Below are 23,965 nucleotides of genomic sequence, written 5' to 3' on the forward strand. Positions count from 1 at the left end.
GAAATGGCTGGAACAGTTCTAGATACGGCGCCCACCGCGCACCTCGGCGCAGCAGGCACCTCGAAGCAGCACCCCAAAGCCCAGCCGATGTTCGGCCGCAAGCGCATGGCCCGAGGCCTGTGGTGGTTAGCGCCAGCCATTGCCGTGCTGATCGCTTTCGTCTACTGGCCATTGCTGCAGAATTTCGTATTCTCGATGATGCAATGGGATATCTATTCAGGCCGGAGCGAATTTGTCGGCCTGGAGAACTTCAGCAAACTGGCAAAAGACCCGGTCTTCTACACTGCGCTGGGAAACAATTTCCTGTATGCCCTCGTCTCGCTGGTATTCCAAGTAGCTGGCGCCTTGGCGCTGGCAGTGCTCATCGAGTCCCGCCGAAACGAGAGGCTGCGGCGTTGCCTGCGTGCGCTCTACTTCATTCCGTCTGCGATTTCCCTGACAGTGTCCGGACTGCTGTTCTACTTCATCTACGAGCCCCAATTAGGCATGCTGAACCACCTGCTCACCGCCTTAAACCTGGGCCAGCTGGCGCAGCCTTGGCTCGGCCAGGAATCCACGGCCATGATGGGCATCATCATGATGAGCCAGTGGCAGGGCTTCGGCTACAGCACACTGTTGTTCGCCGTGGCCATCCAGCGCATTCCGCGCGAGTTGTTCGAGGCTGCCGAGCTGGACGGGATCGGGCCGCTGCGGCAGTTCTTCCACATCACTGTCCCACTGGTCCGCGAAATGACTGGCCTGATGGTCATCGTCACGATTTCCGGCGCTTTCCAGGTATTCAACGAGGTCATGGTCATGACCAGCGGAGGCCCGAACAACTCCACTCAAGTGCTCGGCACGTGGCTCTACGAGAACGGCTTCTCCCGTAATGACTTCGGTTATGCCGCTGCAATTGCCACCGTCATCTTCGTGCTGACCCTGGCGATCGGCCTGCTCCAAATGTGGCACACCAAAAAGAGGAGAGTCCAGTGGTAACCCGGACCCAGATCATCTCGACAATTTCCCGGACCTTTGCGTTCGCTTTCCTCCTGGGCCTTGCCGTCGTCGTGGTGTACCCGCTGCTGTGGATGCTCCTGAACGGCTTCAAGACCAATGCCGAGCTCTTCGCTGATCCATTTGCCTGGCCGCAGCAGTTCACCTGGCAGAACTATGCCAACGCCTGGAACCGCGGGGTGAGCAACTACATCACGACCAGTGTCCTGGTCACCGTGACGTCGACGATCTCCACGGTCCTGATCAGCGCCTGGGCAGCCTATGGCCTGAGCCGCGTCAAGATTCCGTTCTCCAAATTCTGGATGGGTTTCATCCTCGGCGGCCTGATGCTGGCCCCCACGGTCGCTTTGGTCCCGCTGGTCAAGCTCATGCAGTCGCTGGGCCTCTACAATACCTTCTGGGCATTGCTGATCCTCTACACTGCATTCCGGATTCCTTTCACGACCTTCCTGATCCGCGCCTACATGATCGACTTGCCTTTTGAAATCGACGAGGCCGCGGAGATGGATGGGGCCAGCCGGTGGAGGACTTTCTGGCATATCATCTTGCCGATGTGCACCCCGATCTTGGTATCAACCGTGCTCCTGCACGTCCTCTTCGCATGGAATGAATACCTGTTCGCCATGGTCTTCACCAGTGGCAGCGGCATTGAACCGCTACCAGTCGGGCTGACAAGCCTATTAAGCAAGCATGGCACCGACTACCCTGTAGTGTTCGCCGGAATGGCCATTGCTGCAATACCGGTGCTCATCTTGTTCTTCGCCAGCCAACGCTACTTCATCAAGGGGCTTTCCGAAGGGGTCGGAAAATGACCCAAGCCCAGCTTGGAATGCACCAACTCACGGGGACGAATTTTGCCTACCAGCATCACAGTCTTGAACGCTGCCTGCGCGACATGGCGCAGTTCGGGCGCCGTCACTTCGAGCTATGGGGCATCGCCCCGCACGCAGATATCGGCACCATGGATCTGCAGGAGGCGAAATCCCTGGCGAAGTTGCTGGATTCCTATGGAATGAGCGCCTTGTGCCTCACCCCGGAGCAGGTGGCCTATCCGGTGAATGTCGCTTCCCCCGAGCCCGGCCTCAGGAAGCGGAGCATCGATCACTTCAAGCATGCCGTTCATCTTTGCTCGGTGCTCGGCGCCGAGTTCCTCTTCTTGACGTCGGGACGAGGCGCCGAGGATGAGCCAAAAGAAGTTGCCTGGGAACGCTCACGTGATGCCCTGGCCGAGATCGCCGCATATTCGGACCGCTACGGCCTGCGCTGCCTGCTGGAACCGCTTCAGCGGGTCGAGTCCAACCTTGTCATACACAGCGAGCACGCGGCACGCATGCTCGAAGAAGTCGGCTCGCCGAATCTCGGGGTTTGCCTCGACACCGTAGCCATGGCCGCCGCGGGTGAGACAGTGGAAACCTATCTGTCCGCACTCCCCGATCGCATCTGGCACGTGCACCTCGTCGACGGGACGCCCACCGGACATCTGGCGTGGCCCGAGGGGAATCTCGACCTCGGGGCCATCCTGGCTTCGCTGGCGCGGGCAGGCTACACGGGAATGATGACCATCGAGCTTTTCGGCTCTGGCCAATACGCACTGGCACCCCAGATGGCCTTTCGCCGGAGTTTCGAGGCTATCGAAAGGGAAATGGCCGCACTCGCCACAGGCGCAAATAGTACGCCAGCCAAACGAGTGCCGGGATATCGCCAGTTCACTTAGCCCTCTATGGCATGGCCTGCTCGCCCGCACAAGCGCTGGATGCTGGCGCAGCAATCGAGGATCGCTTTACCAGTCTCGGATTCAGCCAGATTCTGCGGCCGCCTGCCGTGCCTGCAATGCGTTCGAAGAGCGCGCTCGCGGCTTGTTCCCCCAAGCTATAGGCAGGTTGGGAGATCGAGGTCACCGGTGGCTCCACCAGCTCCGCCCAGGGCTGGTCGTCCAGCATCACTAGAGACAAATCTGCAGGGACCCGGATACCCCTGCGTTTGAGGCAGAGCAGCAGATCAAGCGCCACCAAGGAATCCGAGGCAACTAGCGCCGTTGGCGGTTCAGGCAGTCGCAGCAGCCTGGCTATTGCTTCATCAGCCGCCTCGCGGTTGCTCACTCCGAAGCAGAAGAGCCGCGAGTCGACCTCAAGTCCCGCGGACTCATGGGCTTGCCGGATGCCATCTACGCGTTGCGTCACAGTGGATAGGTCGAGATCCTGTCCCATTTCGAATTCTGGGGCAGCGAGTTTCAGTGTGGAAATATAGGCAATACGTTGATGTCCTGCATCAATCATGGATGCGACGGCTTGCCGTGTCACTTCGGCAATGCGCATCTGCACCACATCCAGGCCCGGGACTGAAATATCGCGGTCAAAGAGAACCACGGGCCGCCCGGCGCGTTCGGCATCGAGAATGTGCGCGTGCGCTGAGCGGGATGTCGGGCAAATCAGCAGCCCGTCCACTCTTTTATCAAGCAGCATCTTCACTGCTTTTTCTTCATCAGCCAGAGACTCACCAGTGTTGGCCAGCACCACATCAAAACCGTGGCTGCGCGCCACGTCGCTGATGCCGCGGATCGCTTGGCCGAAGTACGGGTTCTCCACGTCCCCCACTACCACGCCCAGCGACTGGGACTTGCCAGTATTGATGCTGCGTGCCAAGGCATTAGGCCGGTAGCCCAGTTGCTGGGCTGCCTGCTGAACACGTTGCTTGGCTTCGTTGCTGACCGATCCATAGCCGCCCATCGCGCGCGCGGCTTGGGCCTTGGAAACCCCTGCATGCCGTGCGACATCGGAAATCGTCACTTCACCGGTTCCCTGTCGTCGAGCCATTTAACTTTCCCTCAATCTCTTGACGCGTCTTCAATTTGAAGTGTAACTTACTTCATAACGAGTTTGAGACCGGTCTCACTGTCATTTTGAGACCGGTCTCAAACATCAATAGTACTCTTTGGGCGGGACCCGCTCGCCCAGCATCGAACGGAGAGATCCACATGAAATTTCGGCTTGGATTCCGCGCCCTGGCGGCCACCACGGCACTCGCCCTAGGTGCGCTGTCACTGACCGCTTGCGGTTCCGACAGCACCGAAGCGGCGCAGGATAATCCCTACAACCTCATTGATCCCGGCACCATCCGTGTCGCGAGCATCGGTGACAGCAAGCCCTATACCTACACCAATTCCGAAGGCCAGTTCACCGGTTTCGACGTCGAGCTGTTCACCGACGTAGCGCATCGCATCGGCATCGATGAAGTGCTATTCACAGGCCAAGATTTTTCTGCTTTGCTCTCTGCAGTAGCCAATGGCCAATTCGACGTGGGTGTAGCCGCCATCGGCATCACCGAAGAACGACAGCAGACCGTCGCCTTCTCCGACGGCTATCTGGCCGGCTATCTAACTGTTCTGGCGTCCCCGAAGAAGAACATCACCTCAGCGCAAGATCTTGCCGGCAAGCGCCTGGGCGTCGTCCAGGGCAGCCTCCAGGAAGCGTACGCCGTCAAGAACTTCACTGATACGGACATCGTGCGATTCCCGGACAACAACACCGCGGTCTCCGGACTAAACGCCGGATCAATCGATGCGCATTTCTTGGATTACGAAGCAGCCAAGGACTACACAGATCAGTATGAGCTCGAAAACGCTCTCGACGTCCCTTCCTTCGACGCTCCGGCCGGCTTCGCTATCGCACCGGAAAACGAAGCGCTGCGTAAGGCCTTGAACAAGGCACTGGCAGAAGCCATGGAAGACGGCACCTGGAAAAAGCTCTACCAGAAGTGGTTCCCGGGATCTCCAATGCCCGAGCAGTACCTGCCAAAGGCCGAGCAGAACGGCGCCGAGTCCACCAGCAAGGACTCCTAATCACAACCTTCGACGGTGCCCAGCGGCACGCCGCGCACCACAGAAGGGCAAGGAACATTTATGGAATTCTTCGATAGCATCTCCAAGACCTTTTTGGACTTCGGCTCCATGCTGGAGGTACTCCCCCAGCTGCTGAAGACCGGGCTGGTCAATACCTTGATCATCTCGATCTCTGCAACCATCATTGGCATGGTTCTCGGCATGCTAGTCGCTGTCATGGGCATCGCCCAAACGCGCTGGCTTCGAGTCCCGGCACGCATTTACACCGATCTCTTCCGCGGCTTGCCGGCCATTCTGACCATTCTGCTCATTGGGCGTGGATTCACCGGTATCTCGCAGGACATTTTCGGCCCTTCCCCCTATCCACTGGGAATAATCGCGCTCAGCCTCATCGCCAGCGCCTACATCGGAGAAATCTTCCGATCCGGCATCCAGTCAGTGGAAAAGGGCCAGCTTGAAGCTTGCCGGGCACTAGGCATGTCCTATGGACGGGCCATGCTGCTCGTCGTCATTCCGCAGGGCATCCGACGCGTGCTGCCAGCAATGGTGAACCAGTTCATTGCCATCGTGAAAGATTCTTCGCTTGTCTACTTCCTCGGGCTGCTCCCCCTTGAACGCGAACTCTTCCGAGTGGGCCAGGACGCCGCGGTGCTCACCGGCAATCTCTCGCCGCTGGTCGCCGCCGGCATCTTCTACCTGGTGATCACCGTCCCGCTGACCCACATGGTCAACTACATCGATCAGAAATTCCGCACGGGACGGCGCAAGGCTACCCCGCCCACCAGCGGATTGAAAGAAGTTACTGAACTGGAAACCTCGGCACAAGGAGGGCGGGCATGACCGCAATCAAGGAGTTTCACGGTTCCTCGCTGGAACTGACAAATCTGGCGATGGCCTACGGCGACATCGAGATCCTGCACAATATCAATCTCAAGGTCGCTCCTGGGACCACCACATGCATTATCGGTCCTTCCGGTTCTGGCAAATCCACCCTTTTGCGCGGCATCAACCGGCTGCACGAGCCCAAGCGTGGCGATGTCACGGTCAACGGCTCCTCGATTCTCGGGGACCGGCCAGATGATGTCCGCAAGCGCATCGGCATGGTCTTCCAGCATTTCAATCTCTTCCCCGATCACACCGCCCTGCAGAATGTTGCGCTGGCACCGTGGAAGATCAAGGGAATGAATCGCAAGAAGGCCGAAGAGCTGGCCTTCGCGCGATTGGCCGAAGTCGGCCTTGCCGAACGCGCAGACCATCGTCCACGGGACCTCTCCGGCGGCCAGCAGCAACGCGTGGCTATCGCCCGCGCCCTGGCCATGGAACCGGAAATCATGCTCTTCGACGAGGCCACCAGCGCGCTGGATCCTGAACTCGTCAAGGGCGTGCTGAACCTCATGGCCAGCCTCTGCCAGCGCGGCATGACCATGGTGGTAGTCACCCATGAAATGGGCTTCGCCCGCAAAGTCGCGGACCAAGTCGTCTTCATGGACGAAGGAGAAGTCATTGAATCCGGGACTCCGGATGACTTATTCAACCATCCGAAATCCGAACGGCTGCGCCGTTTCCTGAAGGAGGTGCTCTAGATGCCAGCAAACATCCGTACTGCCATCATCGGCTTCGGCGTCTCCGGCAGGGTTTTCCATGCTCCGTTGCTGGCCGCAAACCCGGACTTCGAGATCTCAATGATTGCCACGTCCAATCCCGAGCGCCAGCAGCAAGCCGCCAGGGCATACCCGCGGGCCGCCATCGTTCCCAGCTATCAGGAAGTGCTCGAGTCAGCAGAGAACTTGGATCTGCTGGTGATCGGAACACCGCCGCCAACCCATTACGAGATTGCCCGTGCCGCCTTGGAACACGGACTGCATGTGGTGGTCGACAAGCCCTTCGTGGTGCGCAGCGCCCAGGGTGAAGAATTGATTGCCCTGGCCGGCCAGCGCGGGCTTACGCTTACTGTCTACCAGAACCGCCGTTGGGACGGCGACTTCCTCACCGTCAAGCAGTTGCTGGCTGAGAAGATCCTGGGCCAGGTCCACAGCTTCGAGTCGCGTTTCGAATGGTTTAAGCCCGAAGGAATGCGCAGCTGGAAGGCCAAGTTGACAGCTCAGGACGGCGGGGGCATCCTCTACGATTTGGGCACCCACCTCATCGACCAGGCTGTTGAGCTCTTCGGCCCCGTCGAGTCGATGCAAAGTTCGCTACGCGCATTGACCGAAAAGGTCACTGCCGAAGAAGACGCGCATCTGGTGCTCAACCACCACTCGGGCACGCAATCCCGGCTGACCATGAGCAGCCTGAATGCCTCGCCGGGCCCGCGGTTCCATGTCGCTGGAAGCCTCGGCGCCTACTGCACCGAGGGGCTCGACCCACAAGAACCCCAACTGGCATCCGGGATGGGCGTGGAGCATGCCGAGTACGGAAGAACCCCGGAGTCAGCTTGGGGCCAGATGGTTTTGGGCCACGACGCGCACAAGGTGCCGACCGAGCCCGGGGATTATCCCCAATTCTATCGGCTCCTGCGTAACTGCCTGCGTTCAAACGGCCCGATTCCGGTCGACCCGGCGGACAGCCTGAGCGTCTTGCGCTTAATTGAAGACATGCACCACGGCTCGACGTCCGGATAAGTCCTCCCCTAACTGCGCACCACCATCTAGTACTGAAGAAAGCACACCAATGTCCTCATCTCACCCTGTAAAGCACGTAGCCATTATCGGTGGCGGAATTCTAGGTGTCTCCACCGCCATGCATCTGGCACGCAACGGCGCCAAGGTCACACTGGTCACCTCCGGCAGCCTGGCCGACGGTGCAAGCAGCCGTTCCATTGCCTGGCTCAATTCATCCGGAGCCCGCTCCGCCGACTACCACTATCTGCGCATGCTAGCCATGGACCGCTACCGCACCTGGAGCAACTGCCATCCCGGAAGCAAGGAATACCTCCGGTTCAACGGCGCCCTGAAATGGGCAGCTGACGGCGAGAGCTTCCGCACCACCTACGAGTTCGAGCGCTCGGGCGGCTACGATTCACGGTGGATCGACCGGGAGCAGATCCCCGAGATCGCCCCTGATGTGGATGCCTCCGCCGTCGCCGAGGAAGGTGCCATTTACAACCCTGGCGAAGGTTGGGTCGACCTGCCCCATTTCGTGCCGGCACTCGCCGCCGAAGCCGTGTCCCACGGTGCGAAGATCATCGAGCACGCCGGGCCCGCAACTCTCGCCATGCGTGATTCGCGGGCGGTAGGCATCACCCTGGCCGATGGCAGCATCATCGATGCCGACGAAGTGGTGCTGGCCACCGGAGGCGAGGTGCCTGCGCAGCTTGAGGCTCTGGGGGTTACCGTTCCAGATGCCACTCCCGCAGCTTTCGTGCTCTTCACCGACCCAGTGGACCACCCAGTGCGCACGGTGCTCAACACCCCGCGTGTTGCCGTGCGCCCCACCCCCGATGGGCGCCTGGTGCTGGACGCTGACTGGTCAGAGCATACCGTCGTGGCCGAACCTGACGGAAGCTTCATGGTTCCTTCGAACGCAGTACAGGGGCTTCTCGATGAAGCCTCGAAGGTACTGGCAGGAAACCCCGTGCTGACCGCCAATCGCGTGGGAGCCGGCCTCAAGCCGATCCCGCATGACGGCGAACCAGTGGTTGGACCGGTTCCGTCCATCCAGGGACTGCATGTCCTCTTCACGCACTCCGGCGCTACCCTTGGACTAATTCTCGGCGAGCTGCTGGCCGAAGAAATCACCACGGGTCAAAGCAGCCCCGTCCTGCGCTCCTTCCGCCTTGCGCGGTTCAAGGAGCAAGCGCGCGGAAACGCCGCCGGAACCGGCGCCTGGGTGCCAGCCGGGCAGTGATCCTGTGGCCGGGGTGGGTCTTGTACACCGGTCAAGATCCACCACGGCGAAGAATCTGAGAATCATGCCTCAGAAAACCGGACAAGCCCCCCGTTCAGTGCAATCACTGAGTAACTCATTTTTTCATCGAGCCGATAACGGCCACCGGAATCCACTACTCATGATTCTCGGTGGCCGTCGGAGCCGTTATGAAAAACCTGGGTTAGCCACAATGCCGTTTACTTAACAGGTTTCGGGACTTGCTTCAACAACCAACCGGACATCTTCCGCTTCACCACCCGCGGACACACCCGGCCCCGCCGCTCCGGCAAAAGCTCATACAGTAGTTCCGAACAGAACACAGCGAACTTCTGCCGCAGATTCTCAGGGGGAAAAACCGGGCTGCCCGGCCATGGAACGCCGCGCAGCCCGTAACGTACGAGTAAAGGAAACCCTCAAAGGATCCTCACCGAACTCCAGAGCAACCTCGCCAATGAGCGTGCGCAACGCGTAGTGAGTGCACAGACATCCATAGATTTCCTGCAGCACCCCTTCGGGAGTTTTCGAACGCAACACCACCGAAGGACCTCGCTGATGGGTTTTCATTTCCTTGAAGCACAACTCGATCTCCCACCGCTTCGCATAGGCCTCAGCAAGCTCCTGAGCACTGACCCCACCAGGATCCAGCAGTGTGGTGAGCAACCGGAATTCGCTGGCCTCGGCACCATTGCTGACCGTGTATTCCACCACGCGCACCGGCACCGGATCCACCTTGTTCCGGCGTTGCTTCGTCCCCTCGTACACGGCCGAAAGATACGAACCGTCCTCCAGTTCCTCCAGCACCGGAAGAACCATGTTGCCGCGCACCCGCCACAGCAGCTGGGCCCCGGTTGCGGCACTGTCCTTGAAGGACCGGTAGCTGAAGAACCCGCGGTCAGCCATCAGCAGCATGCTCGGATCCAGCTTGTGCTGCAATCCCAGATACATGTCGTTTTCCGCCATGGAGTAAGGTCCGGTCACCGCTCCGATGATGGCGTGGGTGCCGCATTCCACCAGCCCCAGGATCCTTGCCTGTGGGTAGGCGCTTTTGAAATTGGTATTCGTTCCCGGCCGCCCATAGGCCTGCTCATTTGCGGGAGTGTCTGCGATATCCATCGTGGTCCCGTCCACGCTGACCAGGCGCAGGCCAGCGAGGAAACCGCGCTGCGTTTGAGGGCCGAATGGCTTAGCGACCTGGTCGAACAGCTCGATCATCACCGCGGATCCCAGGCGAGTGCGGGCCTTGAAAATTGCTGCTTTGGTGGGCATCGTCCATTCGCTGGTGCGGTGAGAGATCCACTGAAGGCCACCGAGCAAGCTGCGCATGACTTCCTCGTAGGAGGCTGCAGCGTGCAAAGCCAGGGCCATTACGTAGTACACCATCATCCATGAGGGTAGCAGGCGTGAGCGCTGCTCGCCGGCGCCTACCTTGGCGATCACTTCGTTAACCATTGACGGCGGGAAAACCTTCGCGAGGACGCCGAGGGAGACGTGGTCTGAAAGTCGTTCTGTTCTCTCGGGTTTCACCCATCCGCTGCGTGCCATGAGTAAAGATTAACACATCAGATCACTAAGTAAACGGAATTGGGGTTAGCCACAGCAATATCACTGCGGCTAACACGCCTTCACGCCATCACGCCATCACCAGAATCAGCTCTGACGCTGTCCGTTCAGCAACTGAGTACCTTCGGATTTGTCCTGCAGTGCTGCAGGCAGCAGGTTCTGCGGGAAGCCCTGGTAGGCCACCGGGCGCAGGAAGCGGATGATTGCGGCGGTCCCCACCGAGGTGGAGTTGGCAACAGTTGATGCAGGGTATGGTCCGCCGTGCTGCTGAGCATAGGTTACCGAAACTCCGGTGGGCCACTGATTCCACAGCACGCGGCCTGCCTTGTTCTGAAGAGTGAACAGCAGCTGCGCCACGTCGTCGCTTTCCTCACCGCAGATCGTTGCGGTGAGCTGGCCGGAGAAGCTTCCGGCGATCTCCAGCAGCTGGGCCTCGTCCTTGTAGGTCACGACCAGTGCCGCTGGCCCGAAGCATTCTTCCTGCAGCGCCTGCGGGTCGGCCAACAGCTGCTCGCCGGTGGTAACCAGTAAGGTGGGCTGGATCTGGTCGTTCTCTGCCTCCGGGTGCTGAGCTAGAACTTCAACGCCTTCATGGGACTTCAGCTGCGACAAGGTCTGCAGGTAGCCGGCTTCAATGCGATCGTTGAGCAGCTTGTGAACCGCTGGCAATTCCTTGGATGCGAGGATCTGGGTGAAGTTCGAGTCTTCTGGAACCACCAAGGTGCCTGGCTTGGTGCAGAACTGCCCGGCGCCCATGGTGAAGGAGCCGATGAACTGGTCCACGATGCCCTCGGCATTCGACGCCGCGGAGGAGCTGGTGACGAAGACCGGGTTGTTGCTGCCCAATTCGCCGAAGAACGGGATCGGCTCCGGACGGGCGTTGGCCTTGTCGAACAGGGCGCGGCCACCGGGGATCGAACCGGTGAAGCCTGCGGCCTTGATCCTTGGATCCTCGATGGCGGCGCTACCTGACGCGGTGCCGAAGATGATGGAGAAGAGACCCTCCGGTGCACCTGCTTCTTCCAGAGCGGCGGCGAAGATGGAGGCGGTGGCCTGCGAAAGCTTCGGGTGGCCGGAGTGCGCCTTGAGTACCACTGCGTTGCCGGCAGCCAGCGCAGATGCGGTGTCTCCGCCTGCCACGGAGAAGGCGAAGGGGAAGTTGCTGGCGGCGAAAACCAGCACCGGGCCTACTGGAATCAGGATGCGGCGCAGGTCCGGTCGGGCGGCCCCCATGGGCCACTGCGCGTCGGCATGGTCAATGCGGGCATCGAAGCAAGCGCCGTCGCGGATGGTTTCGCCGAACAGCCCCAACTGGAAGGCAGTGCGCTTCAACTCCCCGCGCAGTCTGGCTTCGGGAAGGTTGGTTTCTTCCATGGCTAGGGCCACAAGCGTATCCCCGGCGGCTTCCAGCGCTGCGGCGGCATGCTCGATGATCCTTGCGCGTTCAGTGGCAGGAGTCTGCGCCCACTGTGCGCTGGTCTTCTGGGCATTATCGAGGATCTGTTCCAGCTGCGCAGCTGTTGTCTGTTCAATCGTGGTCTGAGGCATGGTGCTACTCCTTCGGTGAATCTTCGAGGTCTGCGATGTCACCCAGCGGAACCGGGATGGAGACTGGTCTTTTATAGGTATTGGCAATTGACTGGGCAAAAACTTCATGCTTGTCCCCGCAGGTGGCAAGGCAGGAGGCAGCGTAGCCGCAGACCCTTCCCTGGCACCAGCCCATTCCTGCACGAGTGGTCGATTTGATGCTGCGGGCATCGGCTGCCTTGAGCTCGTCGCGGGCCTGGATGATCTCCCCCGCGGTGACTTCCTCGCAGCGGCACACCACGGTGTCTTCCTCCAGGTTCCCGCTCCAGTAGTCAGGCACCGGGTGGGCTTGGTGCATGGCGCGGGCAAAGGCACGGTGCCGAGAGATGGTCTTCAGTTCCTTGGCCACCTCGCTTTGCTGGGGAGCCTGTCCGGAACCCAACGCCGCGCGGTAGCCGGCGACCGTTCCCTCTGCCACGGCGAGCGCCGCTCCCCCGATGCCGGTGACTTCCCCGGCGGCAAGGATATTGGCCCGGCTGGTTGCCTGGAACTGGTCCACGTCGGCAACCAGGGAACCATCGGCATCCACGTGGGTGTCCACGCCGAAGGCGGTGAGCAGCTCCAATTGGGTGGTGAAGCCGAAGCCCAGGCCCACGCAGTCAACGTTCTCGATGCGTTCCTCGCTGCCAGCGATGACGGCACCGGACTTGTCGGTGCGCGCGATGCTGACAGCTTCGACCTTGCCGGTGCCGTGGATCGCGGTGATCACGGTGCTGCGCTTGTACGGGATGCGGTGGCGCAGCAGGTCCCAGACGTATTCCGCGCCCTCCACGCCCTTGGCCGGGACTGCCAGCGGTTCCTTCAGGTGCTTGAGCCATCCGGACAGGTCGGCTGATTCGCAGATGCCCAGGACCTTGCCTCCTGCATGGGCGACGTTGCTGGCCACCGGGAGCAGGAACGGGCCAGTGCCGGCCAGCACAATCCGCTGGCCGGCGAGCACGCCCTGCCCCTTGATCAGTGCCTGCACGGCTCCTGCGGTCATGACTCCGGGAAGGTCCCATCCGGGGATCGGGATCTGCCGGTCGTAGGCGCCGGTGGCCACCACCAGGCGGTCGGCGGTGAGGCTGCTTGGCGGTGCCTGCGCCCCGGCGGCTGTGGCGCTGGTCAGCTGCAGGGTGATGCGCTCATCCGACTGCTGCTGCGCCATCCATACCTGTGTGTTGGGCAGGTAGGCCAGGGTTCCGGAGGCGATGCCCTGATCGAAGGCGGAACGCAGCGAGAGGTAGGTTTTCCAATCGTGGTGGCCGGTGGAATCGGGGTGCTCCCCAGGCTGTTCCATGCGGTGGCGCCAGTACTGGCCGCCTGGCTGGTCGTTGGCGTCGATGCAGGTCACGCGAGCACCATGGGCCAGTGCGTTGGCAGCGGCGGCCAGGCCAGCTGGTCCGGCGCCGATCACTGCCACATGGATCTGCTGGCTCATGCGCGCTCCTTGGCGGTGTCGGTGTCGATCTGCTGCCCCTCGCACACCCGCACCATGCAGGCGCGCTGGTTCGGCACCGAATCGATGGTGACCAGGCAGTCGAAGCAGGCGCCGATGCCGCAGAACAGTCCGCGGGGGCGCTCGTTAGTGCGGGTGCTGCGCCAGGCGGTGATGCCCTGGGAGATCATTGCGCCGGCCACGGTAGTGCCGGAGTCAACGATGACCGGGGCCGAATCGATGCTGATGGTGACAGGTTGCTCCATGGGATTCACGACTCCTGGTTCACTAGTGGTTGATCGGTAAAACGGTGCGGGGCGAAAGGGGAAAGATCCAGCTCGGCGGCTTGCCCGGCCAGCACCTGGGCCAGCAGCTTGCCGGTGCCTACCGACAATCCGATGCCGGCCCCCTCATGCCCGGCCGCGTGCCACAGCCCCGGCACGCGCTCGTCGTGCCCGATCACCGGCAGGTGGTCGGGGCAGTAGGGGCGGAAGCCATGGTAATGGCGCATGATCTTGACATCTCGCAGGAACGGGAAAAGGCTGATCGCGTTATTGGCCATCTGCTTCAGTGCGCTGAGGTTCACCGAGCCGTCGAAGCCCACGCGTTCGCGGCTGGAGCCGATCAGGATGGAGCCCGCAGGGGTGCCTTCGACCACCGAGGAGCTTTGCAGCCCGGCATCCGAGCTGCCGACGTTGTCCACGTACTCGGCGGCGTACACCTTGTGGAAGATCTTCGGCGGCAGCGGTTCGGTGACCATGACGAAGCCCTTGCGCGGGTTCACAGGCACCGCCACCTCGGCCAGGCCGGCGATGGACGAGGCCCAGGTGCCGGTGGCGTTCACGATATTGTCTGCGGCGAAGGCGCCGGCGGTGCTGTCCACGCCGATGACCCGCCCGTTGCTCCGGCGCAGCGCGGTGACCTGGGCGTTGGGGACGAACTTCGCTCCCGCATCGCAGGCGAGGCGGAGCAGCCAGGAGGCCGCCAGCATGGGCTGGACTTGGCTGTCCTGCGGGTAGTAGGCAGCTGACAGGGCATCGGGGCTGATGTGCGGTTCTGCCGACAGCAGCTGGTCGCGGTCCAGGATCTCGGCAACGACGCCGTTGCTGCGCTGCGCGGCGGTCAGCCGGTCCAGCGAGGCTTGGGAGGATTCCTGCGAGGCGACAACCAAGCCGCCCTTGGCCTCGAATTCCCACAGGTGCGCGAATTCGGCCAGATCGTTCTTCCATACGCCCAGAGAGTACTGCGAGAGCTCCAGCTCCGGGCCCAGCTCCTTGTCGCTGAGCAGGATGTTGCCCTCGCAGCGCGAGCTGGTACCCGAGGCAGGTCCGGCCCGGTCGAGAACTACGACGCTCAGCCCCTGCTGGGCGGCGAAATAGGCGATGGCGCTGCCGATGATGCCGGCGCCGATGATGAGAACGTCAGTGCCTTGTGCCATTCATTAGTCCTTGCGTTTGACCTCGTCGTTCGGATCTCCGACATTCCAGAAACCGCGGGCGTGCGAGATGTGCTTGATCAGTAGTGCGTGCAGCGCGGTGCTGTTGCCCTTTTCCATGAGCTTGACCATTTGCAGGTGCTCAGCCGCCATGGTGGTCAGCTTGCGCTCGCGCATCAGGGACTTCAGCCCGTACTGCCTGGTTCGCATGCGGTAGCTGGTGGCCAGGTCGACCAGTTCCGCATTGCCGCAGGGGGTCATGAGCTCGTGGTGGAAGGCGCGGTCGGCGCTGAGGTAGCCGTCGATATCGTCGGCCTGCGCTGCGTCGACGATGATTTTCGCCATCTGCGTCAGCTTCGCGATGTTGGCTGTCGTGTGGTTTTCTGCGGCCAGGCGGGTGGCTTCGGGCTCGATCAGCAGGCGAATCGCGGCGATGTTCTCCAGCTCCGTGTCGGTCATGCCGGTGACCCTGAAGCCCTTGTTCTTGATGGTTTCAACTAGGCCCTCGCGGGTCAGGTCCATCATCGCTTCGCGAACCGGGGTGGCCGAGACCCCCAGGGCATCGCCTAGCACGGGCGCAGAGTAGAGCTGGCCCTCAACCAAGTCTCCGGAGATGATCGCGGCACGCAATTTTTCTGCCACGGTCTCCCGCAGGCTGCGGCGCTCGTTCAGTGGTTCCAGTGCCAAGGCGTTCATGGCTCCCCCATCATATGTAGCTGCTATCGACTTACTGCAATGCTACATTGCATAAATCCACCGCTGCACTGGCCATGGCCAGATCCTCCCACGCCATGCCGACACCGGTGTACACCGCGGGTCGGCCCGGCGCGCGGGTGAACTTCCCGAGCACTAGCTCCTGCACGTTCAGCGGCGCCTGGCCGTGCCATGCGCCGTCGGCATGCAGGTCGACGGCGTTGCCGTTTTCCCGGATTGCCGAGGCACGGCCTTCGAGCACCACGTCGCTGCGAAGCATCAGCTGGGCATCCAGTTCACGGTGCTCCAGCCCGTGCTGGCCGATGGCTGCGACCAGCGCGTGGGAGGCGACCCGCGAACCGTCGAAGAGCGGGGTCGGCGAGGAACTGGCACAGATGATCACATCCGCCTGTTCAATGGCCGGATCCTGGCTTGCAACAACCTCGATGCCCTCGGTCCGCAACTCCTCTGCGGCAGCCTGCGCCTTGTCCAGGCTCCGTCCTACGAGCGCGAACTGCGAGGTGGGGTACAGGGCACGGAAGTAGCGGATATGGTTCTTGGCTTGGATGCCGGTGCCGTAGACCAGCACCTGCGGCTTGGAGCTGAAGAATGCGGTGGCCCTGGCCATCTCGCGCAGCGCCAACACCGTCGTGCCAGGGGTGCGCAGCGCGGTGAGCACGGTACCGTCCAGCACTGCCAGCACCGCGCTGGTCGCCGCGTCGAACAACAGGTATGAACCCTGGATTTTGGGCAGGCCCGCCGCGGTGTTCTGCGGGTCGATGCTCAGCACCTTGACGCCGTTGCGTTCGGTTCCCAGAGCCGGCATGATCAGGAACTCGCCGCGCTGGGTCGGTGAGAACAAGCGCGGGGAATCCAGTTCCGGATCCAGTCCCGCGGCCAGTGCATCGGCCAGGATCTGCACGGCGGTAGCCGGGTCGATCCGATCGGTGAGGGTCGCCTCGTCGAAGTAGGGCAGGTTCATAGGATGAATCCTTCCGGGAATGGATCGGTGGGATCCAGGAAATACTGTGCGGTGCCGGTGACCCAGGCGCGTCCGGTGACTGTCGGGATCACTGCGGGCTTGTCTCCGACGGTGGTGGTGCCCACCAGCCGGCCAGTAAACTGCGAGCCGATGAACGATTCGTTCAGGAAGTCGGTCTCCAGCCCCAGTTCACCGCGGGCGTGCAGCTGCGCCATGCGCGCGCTGGTGCCGGTGCCGCAAGGCGAGCGGTCGAACCAGCCAGGGTAGATGGCCATGGCGTGGCGCGAGTGCTCGGCGTCGGAGTCCGGGGCCTTGAGATAGACATGGTGGCAGCCGCGGATGTCATCGCGTTCGGGGTGCACCGGTTCGTCCTGCTCGTTGATGGCTGCCATGATGGCCAGCCCTGCCTCGATCAGCTCCTGCTTGCGCTCGCGCTCGAAGGGCAGCCCGATGGATTCCAAGTCGACCACGGCGTAGAAGTTCCCGCCAAAGGCAAGGTCGTAGTTGACGGTGCCCAGGCCCGGAACCTGCACCGAGGCGTCCAGCCGGTCCGCGAAGGATGGAACGTTCTTGATAGTCACCGCGGCGGCATGGCCGTCTTCGACCTGCACGGAGGCGATGACCAAGCCGGCCGGGGTGTCCAATCGAATCTCTGTGACAGGCTCCACGACCTCGACCATCCCGGTTTCCACCAGCACGGTGGCTACCCCGATCGTACCGTGCCCGCACATCGGCAGCAGGCCTGAGACCTCAATGTACAACACGCCGAAGTCAGCGTCATCCCTGGTGGGAGGCTGCAGGATGGCGCCGCTCATGGCTGCGTGGCCGCGTGGTTCGTTCATCAGCAACTTGCGGATGTGGTCGCTGTTTTCCATGAACCACAGGCGGCGTGCGGCCATGGTCTTGCCTGGAATCGTTCCTACTCCACCGGTGATGACCCTGGTGGGCATGCCTTCGGTGTGGGAATCAACAGCGTGAAATACACGGGTAGTGCGCATTGAAGTCCTTAGTGGAATTGGTGGGCTAAGCCGGCGCCAAGGGAAATTCTGGGTCCCCTCGGCACCGGCTGGCAAGTCATGCTGTTTACTTGTATCCGTGGGCCAGCGCGGCTTCGGTGTCAGCGGTGATCGCCTTGTGGAATTCGGCGCTCAGCGGGCCGCGCGGCGGACGGCATGCGCCGCCCTTCAATCCGGCGATGTCCATGGACAGCTTGATGGCCTGGACGAACTCGGTCTTGGTGTCCCAGCGCAGCAGCGAGTGCGATTCGCGGTACAGGGCCTTGGCCTTCTCCAAGTCGTTCAGGTCCCCGCTGGTGGACAGGTTGTACAGTTCCATCATGGTCTGCGGGAAGGCGTTGGTGTAGCCCGAAACCCAGCCCACGGCGCCGGCGATGCCCATTTCCAGCACACTGTCGTCGGTGCCGATCAGCAGGTCCAGTTCTGGAACCAGTTCGCTGATTTCGTAGGCGCGGCGCACATCGCCGGTGAATTCCTTGACGCCCACGATGTATCCGGCCTCGAACAGGCGGGCGATCAGCTTCGGGGTCAGGTCCACCTTGGTGTCGATCGGGTTGTTGTAGGCAACTACCGGTAGCCCGACCTCGGCCACCAGACGGTAGTGCTCCATGACCTCGTCGTCGTTGGCGCGGTAGATATTCGGCGGCAGCAACATCACCGAGGAGGCACCCGCTTCTGCGGCCTGGTTGGCCCAGTGGCGTGCCTGCAGGCCGCCGTAGGAGCCGATGCCTGCCATGACGGTGAAGCCGTCCGGTGCCGCTTGGACCGCGGTAGTGATGACGCGGGCGCGCTCTTCCTCGGTCAGTGCCTGGTACTCGCCCAGCGAGCCGTTCGGTGCGATTCCGTCGCATCCGTTGGCGGCCAGGAAGGCTACGTGCTCTGCAAAGCCGTCGTAGTCAACGCTCAGGTCTTCGTTGAACTGCAGCGACGACGCTACGTGTACACCCTGCCATGGCTTCCGGGTCTGAGACATCTTTGATCTTCCTTTCAATGAAGTTTGTGATGCGGCCGGTGGGGTTGAGCCTCGCCACCGGGAGTCCTTTGTGTGATCCGCTACACCTAATGTACTATGTACAATTTTACAGTGCAATAGAAGAATCGAAGTATTTTCTAGTTTCCGGTTCCGTCGAGGTCATCGCGCTGAATCAGGGGCGCGTGCTCGGAGGTCACGTAGCCACGCTCACGCTCGATGGCACGTACCTTCCAGTACTCCGCGCCTTCGATGCCCAGCGGGCGCGGGTCGAAATGCACCTCACCGCCCAGCTTGCGCTGGCGGTCGTAGTCGCGGATCACCTTGCGGACCACCGGCGCGAGGAACAACAGGCAGACCATGTTGATCCAGCCCAGCGAAGCGTAGCCGATATCACCCAGCGTCCAGATCACTGCAGCGGATGCCACCGAACCATAGAAGGTCATCGCCATCATGCCCAGCTTCAGCAGAACTGCTACCACCGAGCCCGGCTCCTTGCCGAAAAGGAATACCAGGTTGGTGTGTGCGATGTAGTAGAACGCAACCAAGGTCGTGAAGGCGAAGAAGAACAGCGCGATGGCGACAAAACCTGGACCGAAGCCCGGAAGAACCTGGTCAACGGCGTTCTGAGTATATCCCGCGCCGGCCTCGACGCCGGGGAGGTTTTCCACCATGGTGCCACCATCGGAGGAGAAGACGTTGTAGGAGCCGGTGATCACGATCATGATGCCGGTGGCGAAGCAGACCACCACGGTGTCGATAAAGATCGAGAATCCCTGCAGCAGGCCCTGGCTCGCAGGATGGTTTGCCGAAGCTGCGGCCGAACCGTAGGTACCTTCGCCCACGCCGGCGACATTGGAGAACACGGCGCGGCGCACGCCCCAGGCCACTGCCATGCCAGCCATCCCCCCGAAGAGCTCATGCAGGCCAAAGGCGCTCTCAAAGATCAACCGCAGCGCTGGAATGATTTCGGAGTAGTTGGCAGCGACGACAACTAGGGCCACCACGATGTAGCCCAGCGCCATGAACGGGACCATCAAATCCACGGCCTTGACCAGGCGCTTGGTGCCACCGAAGATGACCACGCCGAGAATGCCGGTGACAACCACGGCGCTGACCCACGGGTCGATGCCGAAGGCGTTCTTCATGCCGGCAGCGATGTTGTTCGACTGCACGCCGGGGAACACGATACCGTAGCCGACGGCTGTCATGACCGCGAGAACTGCCGCCAGCCACTTGAGGCGTAGACCGAACTTCACGTAGAACGGCATGCCACCACGATGTTCGCCATTGACCTTCCGCTTGAAGACTTGGGCCAGGGATGATTCTGCGAAGGAGCTTGCAGCTCCGAGGAGCGCGCAGACAACCATCCAGAGCAACGCGCCCGGTCCACCCGCAGCGATCGCAGTTCCCACGCCGGCGATGTTCCCCACGCCCACGCGTGAGGCAATGGTCAGCAACAGGGCCTGGAGCGGGGCAATCCCAGCTTCGTCCACCTTGGGCTTGAAGAGCAGGGTGAGGGTATGTGGCAGCAACCTGAATTGCGCACCAAGGGTAAGAACAGTGAAGAACAGTCCGACGGCCAGGGCGAAATACGCCATGGGATTCCAGAGTCCATCACTAATCGCGGTCAAAGTTTCCATGTATTTTCCTCAGAGCATTCGAAGATATCGCATCGAGGTGAGACGCTTGACGGGGTAAGTTAGATCACAACATGTAAAATGGTACATAACACTGTTACTGTCTGACAATGGTCCCGGGAAATTTTCTCAACGGAATTTTCTCGTTGCTGGCGCACGAAAACAGCAGCCAACCGCGATCAGCGGTTGGCTGCTGTTTGCCTGCTCTACGAAGGACTAATCCGCCGGAAGCGCCTGGCGCAAAAATGCCGCCACGCGTTCCAGCGACTCGGCCACCTGCTCGTATCCTGCGGCGAATGACAGCCGGATGAACAGGTGCCCTTCGAACGGGTCGAAGTCGCCGCCCGGGGTCAGAGCCACCTGGGCACATTCCAGCACCTGGCGGCAGTACTCCCTGGCGGTGCCGAAACGGTCGAGCACACGCTCGCTGAGCCGCCCGTAGAGGTAGAAGGCCCCATCGGCGGGCGCCGCCTCGCTGATCCCCAGGCTGCCCAGGTGCTCCAGCACGTGGGCCCTGGTGCGGGCAAACTCGGCCACGCGCTCATTGGCTTCATCCAGGCTCTGCTTCTCGAAGGCCGCCACGACCGCACGCTGCGCCGGGGCCGGAGCGCACAGCGCAAGGTTCGAGGCCAGCGCATCAACGGTGGACACCAGATCATCGGGCACGATCATCCAACCCAGGCGCCAGCCGGTCATCCCCCAGTATTTGGAGAAGGAGGAGACCACGATGGAAGTGCGGGAGAACTCCCACGAGGTGTGCCCCTTGCGGTCTGGAACGAACTCGATGCCGTGATAGATTTCGTCGCTGATCAGCCGCACGCCGTTGGCTTCGCACCAGCTGGCGAGGTCCGAAAGCTCTTGTGCGCTGAACATGGTACCGGTGGGATTGTTCGGCGAGGCGATCACCAGCCCGTCCAGGCGTCCATGCTGCTTCTTGGCCGCTTCAAGCAGCTGCACGGTGGGCTGGTAGCGCTGTTCCGCACCGGTAGGCAGGTCCACCACCTCCAGTCCCAGGGCCCCGAGGATATTGGCGTAGGCCGGGTAGCCTGGACGGGCCAGCGCCACCACATCTCCGGCATCGAAGGCTGCCAGGAAGGCAAGTTGGAAAGCTCCGGAGGACCCGGTCGTCATCACGAAGTTCCTGGCCGGAATCTGCACCCCATAGGTATCGAGGTAATGCTTGGACAGGGCCTGTCGGGTTTCGAGCAGGCCCGCGGTCGAAGTGTACCCGAAGTCGGCGTGCCCGGCATGCAGCTTCGCGGCCAGGTCATTCACGGCTGCTGGCGCACCGCCGCCAGGCTCGCCCACGCACAACGAGATCACGTCATGACCAGAGGCCCGCATCGTAGCGACCTGGTCAACAATTTGCATCACTCCAAAGGGAGCTACCTTGGAACGCTGGGAGGCTTGCACTGTTTGCCCTTCCTTTTCGCAGGCGTGGAAAACCGAAGCATCCTCGCCGCGGTCTTCTGCGCTATCTGATTCAAGGCTATCGGCTCCGGCGTGGCATTGCGCCCAAGGGCAGCCGGTGAGCAGGCTCACGGTCCCGGTTCCCCCTCCGTTTGCCTCCCGTCCATCCTTGGGGCATTCGCCCCGAGCATCCTCGAGGTACCCGCCTATTGCAGGCGACACCTCGCACAGGAGAACGAAACATGAACAAGCCACTGACGGCCGCCCTGGCCGCCGCAGTATTGCTCCCGCTGGCCCTGGCGCCAACAACAGGAGCGGCAGCCTCGCCGATGACCGCGGCTTCCGCCCTTCCGGCAGCAGTTGCCAAGGACCCCGCGCCGGGGTTCCGCGTGCTGCCCTACCTGCAAGCACCTTCCGCCACCTCGATGACCATCAACTGGATCAGCGAAACCGATGAGCCGGGCACCGTCAGCGTCACCGGACCTGGCCTGGGCAAGTCCGGCAAGCAAAGCAGCGAGCCAACATACCTGGATCTCATGGAATACACCCAGGCCGAACTCGATGAGCAGATCGCGGGCTTGGAACAGGGCTCGTGGCTGATGTCGAATTCGAACTACAAGCACTCGGTGACCTTCAAGGATCTGTTGCCCGGAAAGACCTACAACTACACGGTGACCCAGTCCGGCGAAACCCATAGCGCGGCCTTCAAGACCGCCCCGGAGGGTGAGGCCTGGAAGAACGTGCGCATCATTGCATTCTCCGACTCCGAGACCGAGCCGCGCGGACGCACCGAGCACCGCGAATGGGAACTCTCCCCGGTCAACGGCTATACCGCAGATTCGCTGAAGCGACCGGGCACGGGCTCCCTATGGGACCAGCAGTTCGGCATGACCACCCGCTATGGCGAGCCGACCCTGCGCTACCCGCTGGACCAGTCCACCGCCTTCAATGAGAACCTCAAGCATATCCAGGCCGCCGATCCGGACCTGGTCATGATGGCCGGCGATCTCACCCAGGGTTCTGGCTACCAGCCGGCCTGGGATGAGTTCTTCGGCCATGTGGCCGGAGAGCATTCGGACCTGGCCTCCAACGTCCCGCTGCTTCCGGCCTTGGGCAATTGGGAAACCTATGCTGCGCTGAACGGCGGCTACGGAACGGACGCCGACCGCACTCCCGCGGTCATCTCGCGCAACCGCTTCCTGGATTACTTCTCGCTGCCGCAGGATCCACAGCACCCCGAGTACAAGGGCTCGTACTACCGGGTGGATCACGGACCGGTCACCGTGCTGACCTTGGATTCCACCAACGGCCGCCCGGACGAGAACACCCGGACCGGCCAGCTGTCCGGGGAGAAGTTCTCGGGCGATGACACGAATATGGACGCGGCGAAGCTGTCCACCGATACCCAGGGCGAGTTCACTTTCGAATCCTATGTCCAGGGCTTCAAGGAACTGTTCCCCGGCACTACCGAGCAGGACGTCGACCTGCCGAATATGGATGCCGCCTCGGCGCAGTGGGAATGGGCCGAGAAGCAGCTGGCCGATGCACGCGCCAACGGCCAAATCGTGCTGGTCCAGTTCCACCACTCGGCCTATTCCAACGGCGTGCATGGCAGCCCGCCGAACCATGAACACCCGGATAACCAGTCGGGCACCGCGATGCGCGCCTACACCCCGATGTTCGAGGAGCATGGAGTCGCAGCTGTGATCTCCGGCCACGATGAGATGTTCGAGCGTTCCTGGGTGGATGCGGACGGCGACGGACGCGGCTTCCACTCCCATGACGTTGGGGTCGCCGCCGATGGCCTGCGCGGCGAAAAGCTGGTGCGCAATGCCGAAGGCGAGTACGAGCCGCTGCGCTTCAACTCGCACTCGCAGTGGTCAGCCCCGGCCGATGAGCCGGAAACCTGGGCCGAGGATGCCAACGGTGTTCCGCAGCTGGTCTCTGGCGGCTTGCACTACGGGCACCTGCAGATCGATGTTGCCAATACCCCGAAGGGCGCCGAGCTGACCCTGACCCCGGTGCACATCTTCCCGCAGCTGGATTCGCAGTACCAGCTGGAAAAGACCGAGCAGAGGGTCTATGACGATGTCGTGCGCTTCGCCGTCGGCAAGGATGGGGCGCCGCTGGCGAAGTAGCGCTGGCGGGGCAGGCGACTTGTCGCCATGGCCGCAGGTAGTGGACTATTGAAGAGAAAGAGGCCACTGAGCGCAGCAGCGCAGGGAGCAGGACGAGACATGAGTGAACAGCGCGTTTTCAAGGCAGTAGTCGCCAAGGAAGCTGGCTGGTGGAACATCTGGGTTCCCGAATTGGACCATGTGACTTCCACCCGCAAGTCCCGCAAGATCTCCCTCTACACCCGCTCCTTGATTGCAGCGGTGCTGGGCCTCGAGGAATCCTCGTTCCGAGTCGAGCGCGAACTGGTTTCCGCTGAAGAATTCGAGCGCCGCTTCACCGAAGCCGTGCGCGCGGTCAGCCCGCAGGAAAAGCTGTAGGCAGGACGGACCCGGCGCGCGTCCCATGCAGAGGCCGCCGTATCCCCAGCTGGGGATACGGC

The 23,965-nt window shown here is 61.9% G+C and carries 22 protein-coding genes; 10 read left to right on the forward strand and 12 right to left on the reverse strand.

Going from position 1 to position 23,965, the window contains the following annotated elements; all coding sequences use genetic code 11:
- The first annotated feature begins 3 nt into the window (after positions 1 to 3).
- The 3 genes from ACRDT3_RS05920 to ACRDT3_RS05930 are packed head-to-tail and all read left to right on the forward strand — an operon-like array spanning position 4 to position 2,707.
- A complete protein-coding gene (locus ACRDT3_RS05920) occupies positions 4 to 975 on the forward strand; it encodes a carbohydrate ABC transporter permease (RefSeq protein ID WP_038993158.1) in 972 nt (323 codons plus the stop codon).
- Entirely contained in the window at positions 969 to 1,805 is an 837-nt protein-coding gene (locus tag ACRDT3_RS05925) for a carbohydrate ABC transporter permease (protein WP_431492100.1), read from the forward strand. Before ACRDT3_RS05920 ends, ACRDT3_RS05925 begins: the two co-directional genes overlap by 7 nt.
- Positions 1,802 to 2,707: a sugar phosphate isomerase/epimerase family protein gene (locus ACRDT3_RS05930; protein WP_431492101.1), complete on the forward strand. Its 906-nt coding sequence runs from the start codon at positions 1,802 to 1,804 to the stop codon at positions 2,705 to 2,707. Before ACRDT3_RS05925 ends, ACRDT3_RS05930 begins: the two co-directional genes overlap by 4 nt.
- 4 nt (positions 2,708 to 2,711) lie before the next feature.
- On the opposite strand, the gene ACRDT3_RS05935 is transcribed toward ACRDT3_RS05930, so the two are convergent.
- Positions 2,712 to 3,806, reverse strand: a complete 1,095-nt coding sequence (locus ACRDT3_RS05935) for a LacI family DNA-binding transcriptional regulator (RefSeq protein ID WP_431492102.1) — start codon at positions 3,804 to 3,806, stop codon at positions 2,712 to 2,714.
- A 161-nt stretch (positions 3,807 to 3,967) separates the two neighbouring features.
- Here ACRDT3_RS05935 and ACRDT3_RS05940 point away from each other — a divergent pair, with 161 nt between their 5' ends.
- Genes ACRDT3_RS05940 through ACRDT3_RS05960 form a run of 5 tightly spaced genes read left to right on the forward strand, consistent with a single transcriptional unit; the run spans position 3,968 to position 8,677 of the window.
- On the forward strand, positions 3,968 to 4,831 hold the full coding sequence (locus tag ACRDT3_RS05940; protein ID WP_431492103.1) for an ABC transporter substrate-binding protein: 864 nt from the start codon (positions 3,968 to 3,970) through the stop codon (positions 4,829 to 4,831).
- Positions 4,832 to 4,891: 60 nt separating this feature from the next.
- Positions 4,892 to 5,671 carry an amino acid ABC transporter permease gene (locus ACRDT3_RS05945; protein ID WP_431492104.1) on the forward strand — a complete coding sequence of 260 codons (780 nt, stop codon included), beginning with the start codon at positions 4,892 to 4,894 and terminating at the stop codon, positions 5,669 to 5,671.
- Positions 5,668 to 6,414, forward strand: coding sequence for an amino acid ABC transporter ATP-binding protein (locus ACRDT3_RS05950; protein WP_431492105.1), 747 nt, complete (start codon positions 5,668 to 5,670; stop codon positions 6,412 to 6,414). Before ACRDT3_RS05945 ends, ACRDT3_RS05950 begins: the two co-directional genes overlap by 4 nt.
- Entirely contained in the window at positions 6,415 to 7,452 is a 1,038-nt protein-coding gene (locus ACRDT3_RS05955) for a Gfo/Idh/MocA family protein (protein WP_431492106.1), read from the forward strand. It abuts the gene before it with no gap.
- 49 nt (positions 7,453 to 7,501) lie between these two features.
- Complete coding sequence (locus tag ACRDT3_RS05960) at positions 7,502 to 8,677, forward strand: NAD(P)/FAD-dependent oxidoreductase (RefSeq protein WP_431492107.1); 1,176 nt, start codon at positions 7,502 to 7,504, stop codon at positions 8,675 to 8,677.
- Between the two features lie 363 nt (positions 8,678 to 9,040).
- Here ACRDT3_RS05960 and ACRDT3_RS05965 read toward each other — a convergent pair whose 3' ends face one another.
- From ACRDT3_RS05965 to ACRDT3_RS06015, 11 genes are all read right to left on the reverse strand, one after another.
- A complete protein-coding gene (locus tag ACRDT3_RS05965) occupies positions 9,041 to 10,240 on the reverse strand; it encodes an IS4 family transposase (RefSeq protein WP_431492108.1) in 1,200 nt (399 codons plus the stop codon).
- Between the two features lie 105 nt (positions 10,241 to 10,345).
- Positions 10,346 to 11,806 (reverse strand): aldehyde dehydrogenase (NADP(+)), encoded by a 1,461-nt coding sequence (locus ACRDT3_RS05970; protein WP_431492109.1) that lies wholly within the window; start codon positions 11,804 to 11,806, stop codon positions 10,346 to 10,348.
- A gap of 4 nt (positions 11,807 to 11,810) precedes the next feature.
- A complete protein-coding gene (locus ACRDT3_RS05975; RefSeq protein WP_431492110.1) occupies positions 11,811 to 13,265 on the reverse strand; it encodes an FAD-dependent oxidoreductase in 1,455 nt (484 codons plus the stop codon).
- The gene (locus tag ACRDT3_RS05980) at positions 13,262 to 13,528 is read right to left on the reverse strand and encodes a (2Fe-2S)-binding protein (RefSeq protein ID WP_431492111.1); all 267 of its coding nucleotides are present in this window, start codon (positions 13,526 to 13,528) and stop codon (positions 13,262 to 13,264) included. The genes ACRDT3_RS05975 and ACRDT3_RS05980 overlap by 4 nt, the downstream gene beginning before the upstream one ends.
- A 5-nt stretch (positions 13,529 to 13,533) precedes the next feature.
- Positions 13,534 to 14,700, reverse strand: coding sequence for an NAD(P)/FAD-dependent oxidoreductase (locus ACRDT3_RS05985; protein ID WP_431492112.1), 1,167 nt, complete (start codon positions 14,698 to 14,700; stop codon positions 13,534 to 13,536).
- 3 nt (positions 14,701 to 14,703) lie between these two features.
- Complete coding sequence (locus tag ACRDT3_RS05990; RefSeq protein ID WP_431492113.1) at positions 14,704 to 15,393, reverse strand: GntR family transcriptional regulator; 690 nt, start codon at positions 15,391 to 15,393, stop codon at positions 14,704 to 14,706.
- A gap of 31 nt (positions 15,394 to 15,424) precedes the next feature.
- The gene (locus ACRDT3_RS05995; protein WP_431492114.1) at positions 15,425 to 16,372 is read right to left on the reverse strand and encodes an ornithine cyclodeaminase family protein; all 948 of its coding nucleotides are present in this window, start codon (positions 16,370 to 16,372) and stop codon (positions 15,425 to 15,427) included.
- On the reverse strand, positions 16,369 to 17,370 hold the full coding sequence (locus ACRDT3_RS06000; RefSeq protein WP_431492115.1) for a proline racemase family protein: 1,002 nt from the start codon (positions 17,368 to 17,370) through the stop codon (positions 16,369 to 16,371). The genes ACRDT3_RS05995 and ACRDT3_RS06000 overlap by 4 nt, the downstream gene beginning before the upstream one ends.
- Positions 17,371 to 17,455: 85 nt before the next feature.
- The gene (locus ACRDT3_RS06005) at positions 17,456 to 18,361 is read right to left on the reverse strand and encodes a dihydrodipicolinate synthase family protein (RefSeq protein ID WP_431492116.1); all 906 of its coding nucleotides are present in this window, start codon (positions 18,359 to 18,361) and stop codon (positions 17,456 to 17,458) included.
- 137 nt (positions 18,362 to 18,498) lie between these two features.
- Positions 18,499 to 20,001 carry an alanine/glycine:cation symporter family protein gene (locus tag ACRDT3_RS06010; protein WP_431492117.1) on the reverse strand — a complete coding sequence of 501 codons (1,503 nt, stop codon included), beginning with the start codon at positions 19,999 to 20,001 and terminating at the stop codon, positions 18,499 to 18,501.
- Between the two features lie 213 nt (positions 20,002 to 20,214).
- Complete coding sequence (locus ACRDT3_RS06015; protein WP_431492118.1) at positions 20,215 to 21,540, reverse strand: pyridoxal phosphate-dependent aminotransferase; 1,326 nt, start codon at positions 21,538 to 21,540, stop codon at positions 20,215 to 20,217.
- A 110-nt stretch (positions 21,541 to 21,650) separates the two neighbouring features.
- On the opposite strand from ACRDT3_RS06015, the gene ACRDT3_RS06020 reads away from it, so the two are divergent.
- Together ACRDT3_RS06020 and ACRDT3_RS06025 are read left to right on the forward strand one after the other, a co-directional pair.
- Positions 21,651 to 23,546 (forward strand): metallophosphoesterase family protein, encoded by a 1,896-nt coding sequence (locus tag ACRDT3_RS06020; protein WP_431492119.1) that lies wholly within the window; start codon positions 21,651 to 21,653, stop codon positions 23,544 to 23,546.
- A gap of 99 nt (positions 23,547 to 23,645) precedes the next feature.
- Positions 23,646 to 23,903, forward strand: coding sequence for a hypothetical protein (locus ACRDT3_RS06025; RefSeq protein ID WP_431492120.1), 258 nt, complete (start codon positions 23,646 to 23,648; stop codon positions 23,901 to 23,903).
- Positions 23,904 to 23,965: the final 62 nt, after the last annotated feature.

Origin of the sequence: Glutamicibacter sp., assembly GCF_050701915.1 — a bacterium.
GTDB lineage: Bacteria > Actinomycetota > Actinomycetes > Actinomycetales > Micrococcaceae > Glutamicibacter.

Coding starts and splice junctions, on each gene's coding strand:
- ACRDT3_RS05930 (WP_431492101.1), top strand. CDS start 1,802: ATGACCCAAGCCCAGCTTGGAATGCACCAACTCACGGGGACGAATTTT.
- ACRDT3_RS05975 (WP_431492110.1), bottom strand. CDS start 13,265: ATGAGCCAGCAGATCCATGTGGCAGTGATCGGCGCCGGACCAGCTGGC.
- ACRDT3_RS05935 (WP_431492102.1), bottom strand. CDS start 3,806: ATGGCTCGACGACAGGGAACCGGTGAAGTGACGATTTCCGATGTCGCA.
- ACRDT3_RS05960 (WP_431492107.1), top strand. CDS start 7,502: ATGTCCTCATCTCACCCTGTAAAGCACGTAGCCATTATCGGTGGCGGA.
- ACRDT3_RS05945 (WP_431492104.1), top strand. CDS start 4,892: ATGGAATTCTTCGATAGCATCTCCAAGACCTTTTTGGACTTCGGCTCC.
- ACRDT3_RS05940 (WP_431492103.1), top strand. CDS start 3,968: ATGAAATTTCGGCTTGGATTCCGCGCCCTGGCGGCCACCACGGCACTC.
- ACRDT3_RS05985 (WP_431492112.1), bottom strand. CDS start 14,700: ATGGCACAAGGCACTGACGTTCTCATCATCGGCGCCGGCATCATCGGC.
- ACRDT3_RS05955 (WP_431492106.1), top strand. CDS start 6,415: ATGCCAGCAAACATCCGTACTGCCATCATCGGCTTCGGCGTCTCCGGC.
- ACRDT3_RS06010 (WP_431492117.1), bottom strand. CDS start 20,001: ATGGAAACTTTGACCGCGATTAGTGATGGACTCTGGAATCCCATGGCG.
- ACRDT3_RS05920 (WP_038993158.1), top strand. CDS start 4: ATGGCTGGAACAGTTCTAGATACGGCGCCCACCGCGCACCTCGGCGCA.
- ACRDT3_RS06005 (WP_431492116.1), bottom strand. CDS start 18,361: ATGTCTCAGACCCGGAAGCCATGGCAGGGTGTACACGTAGCGTCGTCG.
- ACRDT3_RS06000 (WP_431492115.1), bottom strand. CDS start 17,370: ATGCGCACTACCCGTGTATTTCACGCTGTTGATTCCCACACCGAAGGC.
- ACRDT3_RS05995 (WP_431492114.1), bottom strand. CDS start 16,372: ATGAACCTGCCCTACTTCGACGAGGCGACCCTCACCGATCGGATCGAC.
- ACRDT3_RS05950 (WP_431492105.1), top strand. CDS start 5,668: ATGACCGCAATCAAGGAGTTTCACGGTTCCTCGCTGGAACTGACAAAT.
- ACRDT3_RS05970 (WP_431492109.1), bottom strand. CDS start 11,806: ATGCCTCAGACCACGATTGAACAGACAACAGCTGCGCAGCTGGAACAG.
- ACRDT3_RS05980 (WP_431492111.1), bottom strand. CDS start 13,528: ATGGAGCAACCTGTCACCATCAGCATCGATTCGGCCCCGGTCATCGTT.
- ACRDT3_RS06025 (WP_431492120.1), top strand. CDS start 23,646: ATGAGTGAACAGCGCGTTTTCAAGGCAGTAGTCGCCAAGGAAGCTGGC.
- ACRDT3_RS05965 (WP_431492108.1), bottom strand. CDS start 10,240: ATGGCACGCAGCGGATGGGTGAAACCCGAGAGAACAGAACGACTTTCA.
- ACRDT3_RS06020 (WP_431492119.1), top strand. CDS start 21,651: ATGAACAAGCCACTGACGGCCGCCCTGGCCGCCGCAGTATTGCTCCCG.
- ACRDT3_RS05990 (WP_431492113.1), bottom strand. CDS start 15,393: ATGAACGCCTTGGCACTGGAACCACTGAACGAGCGCCGCAGCCTGCGG.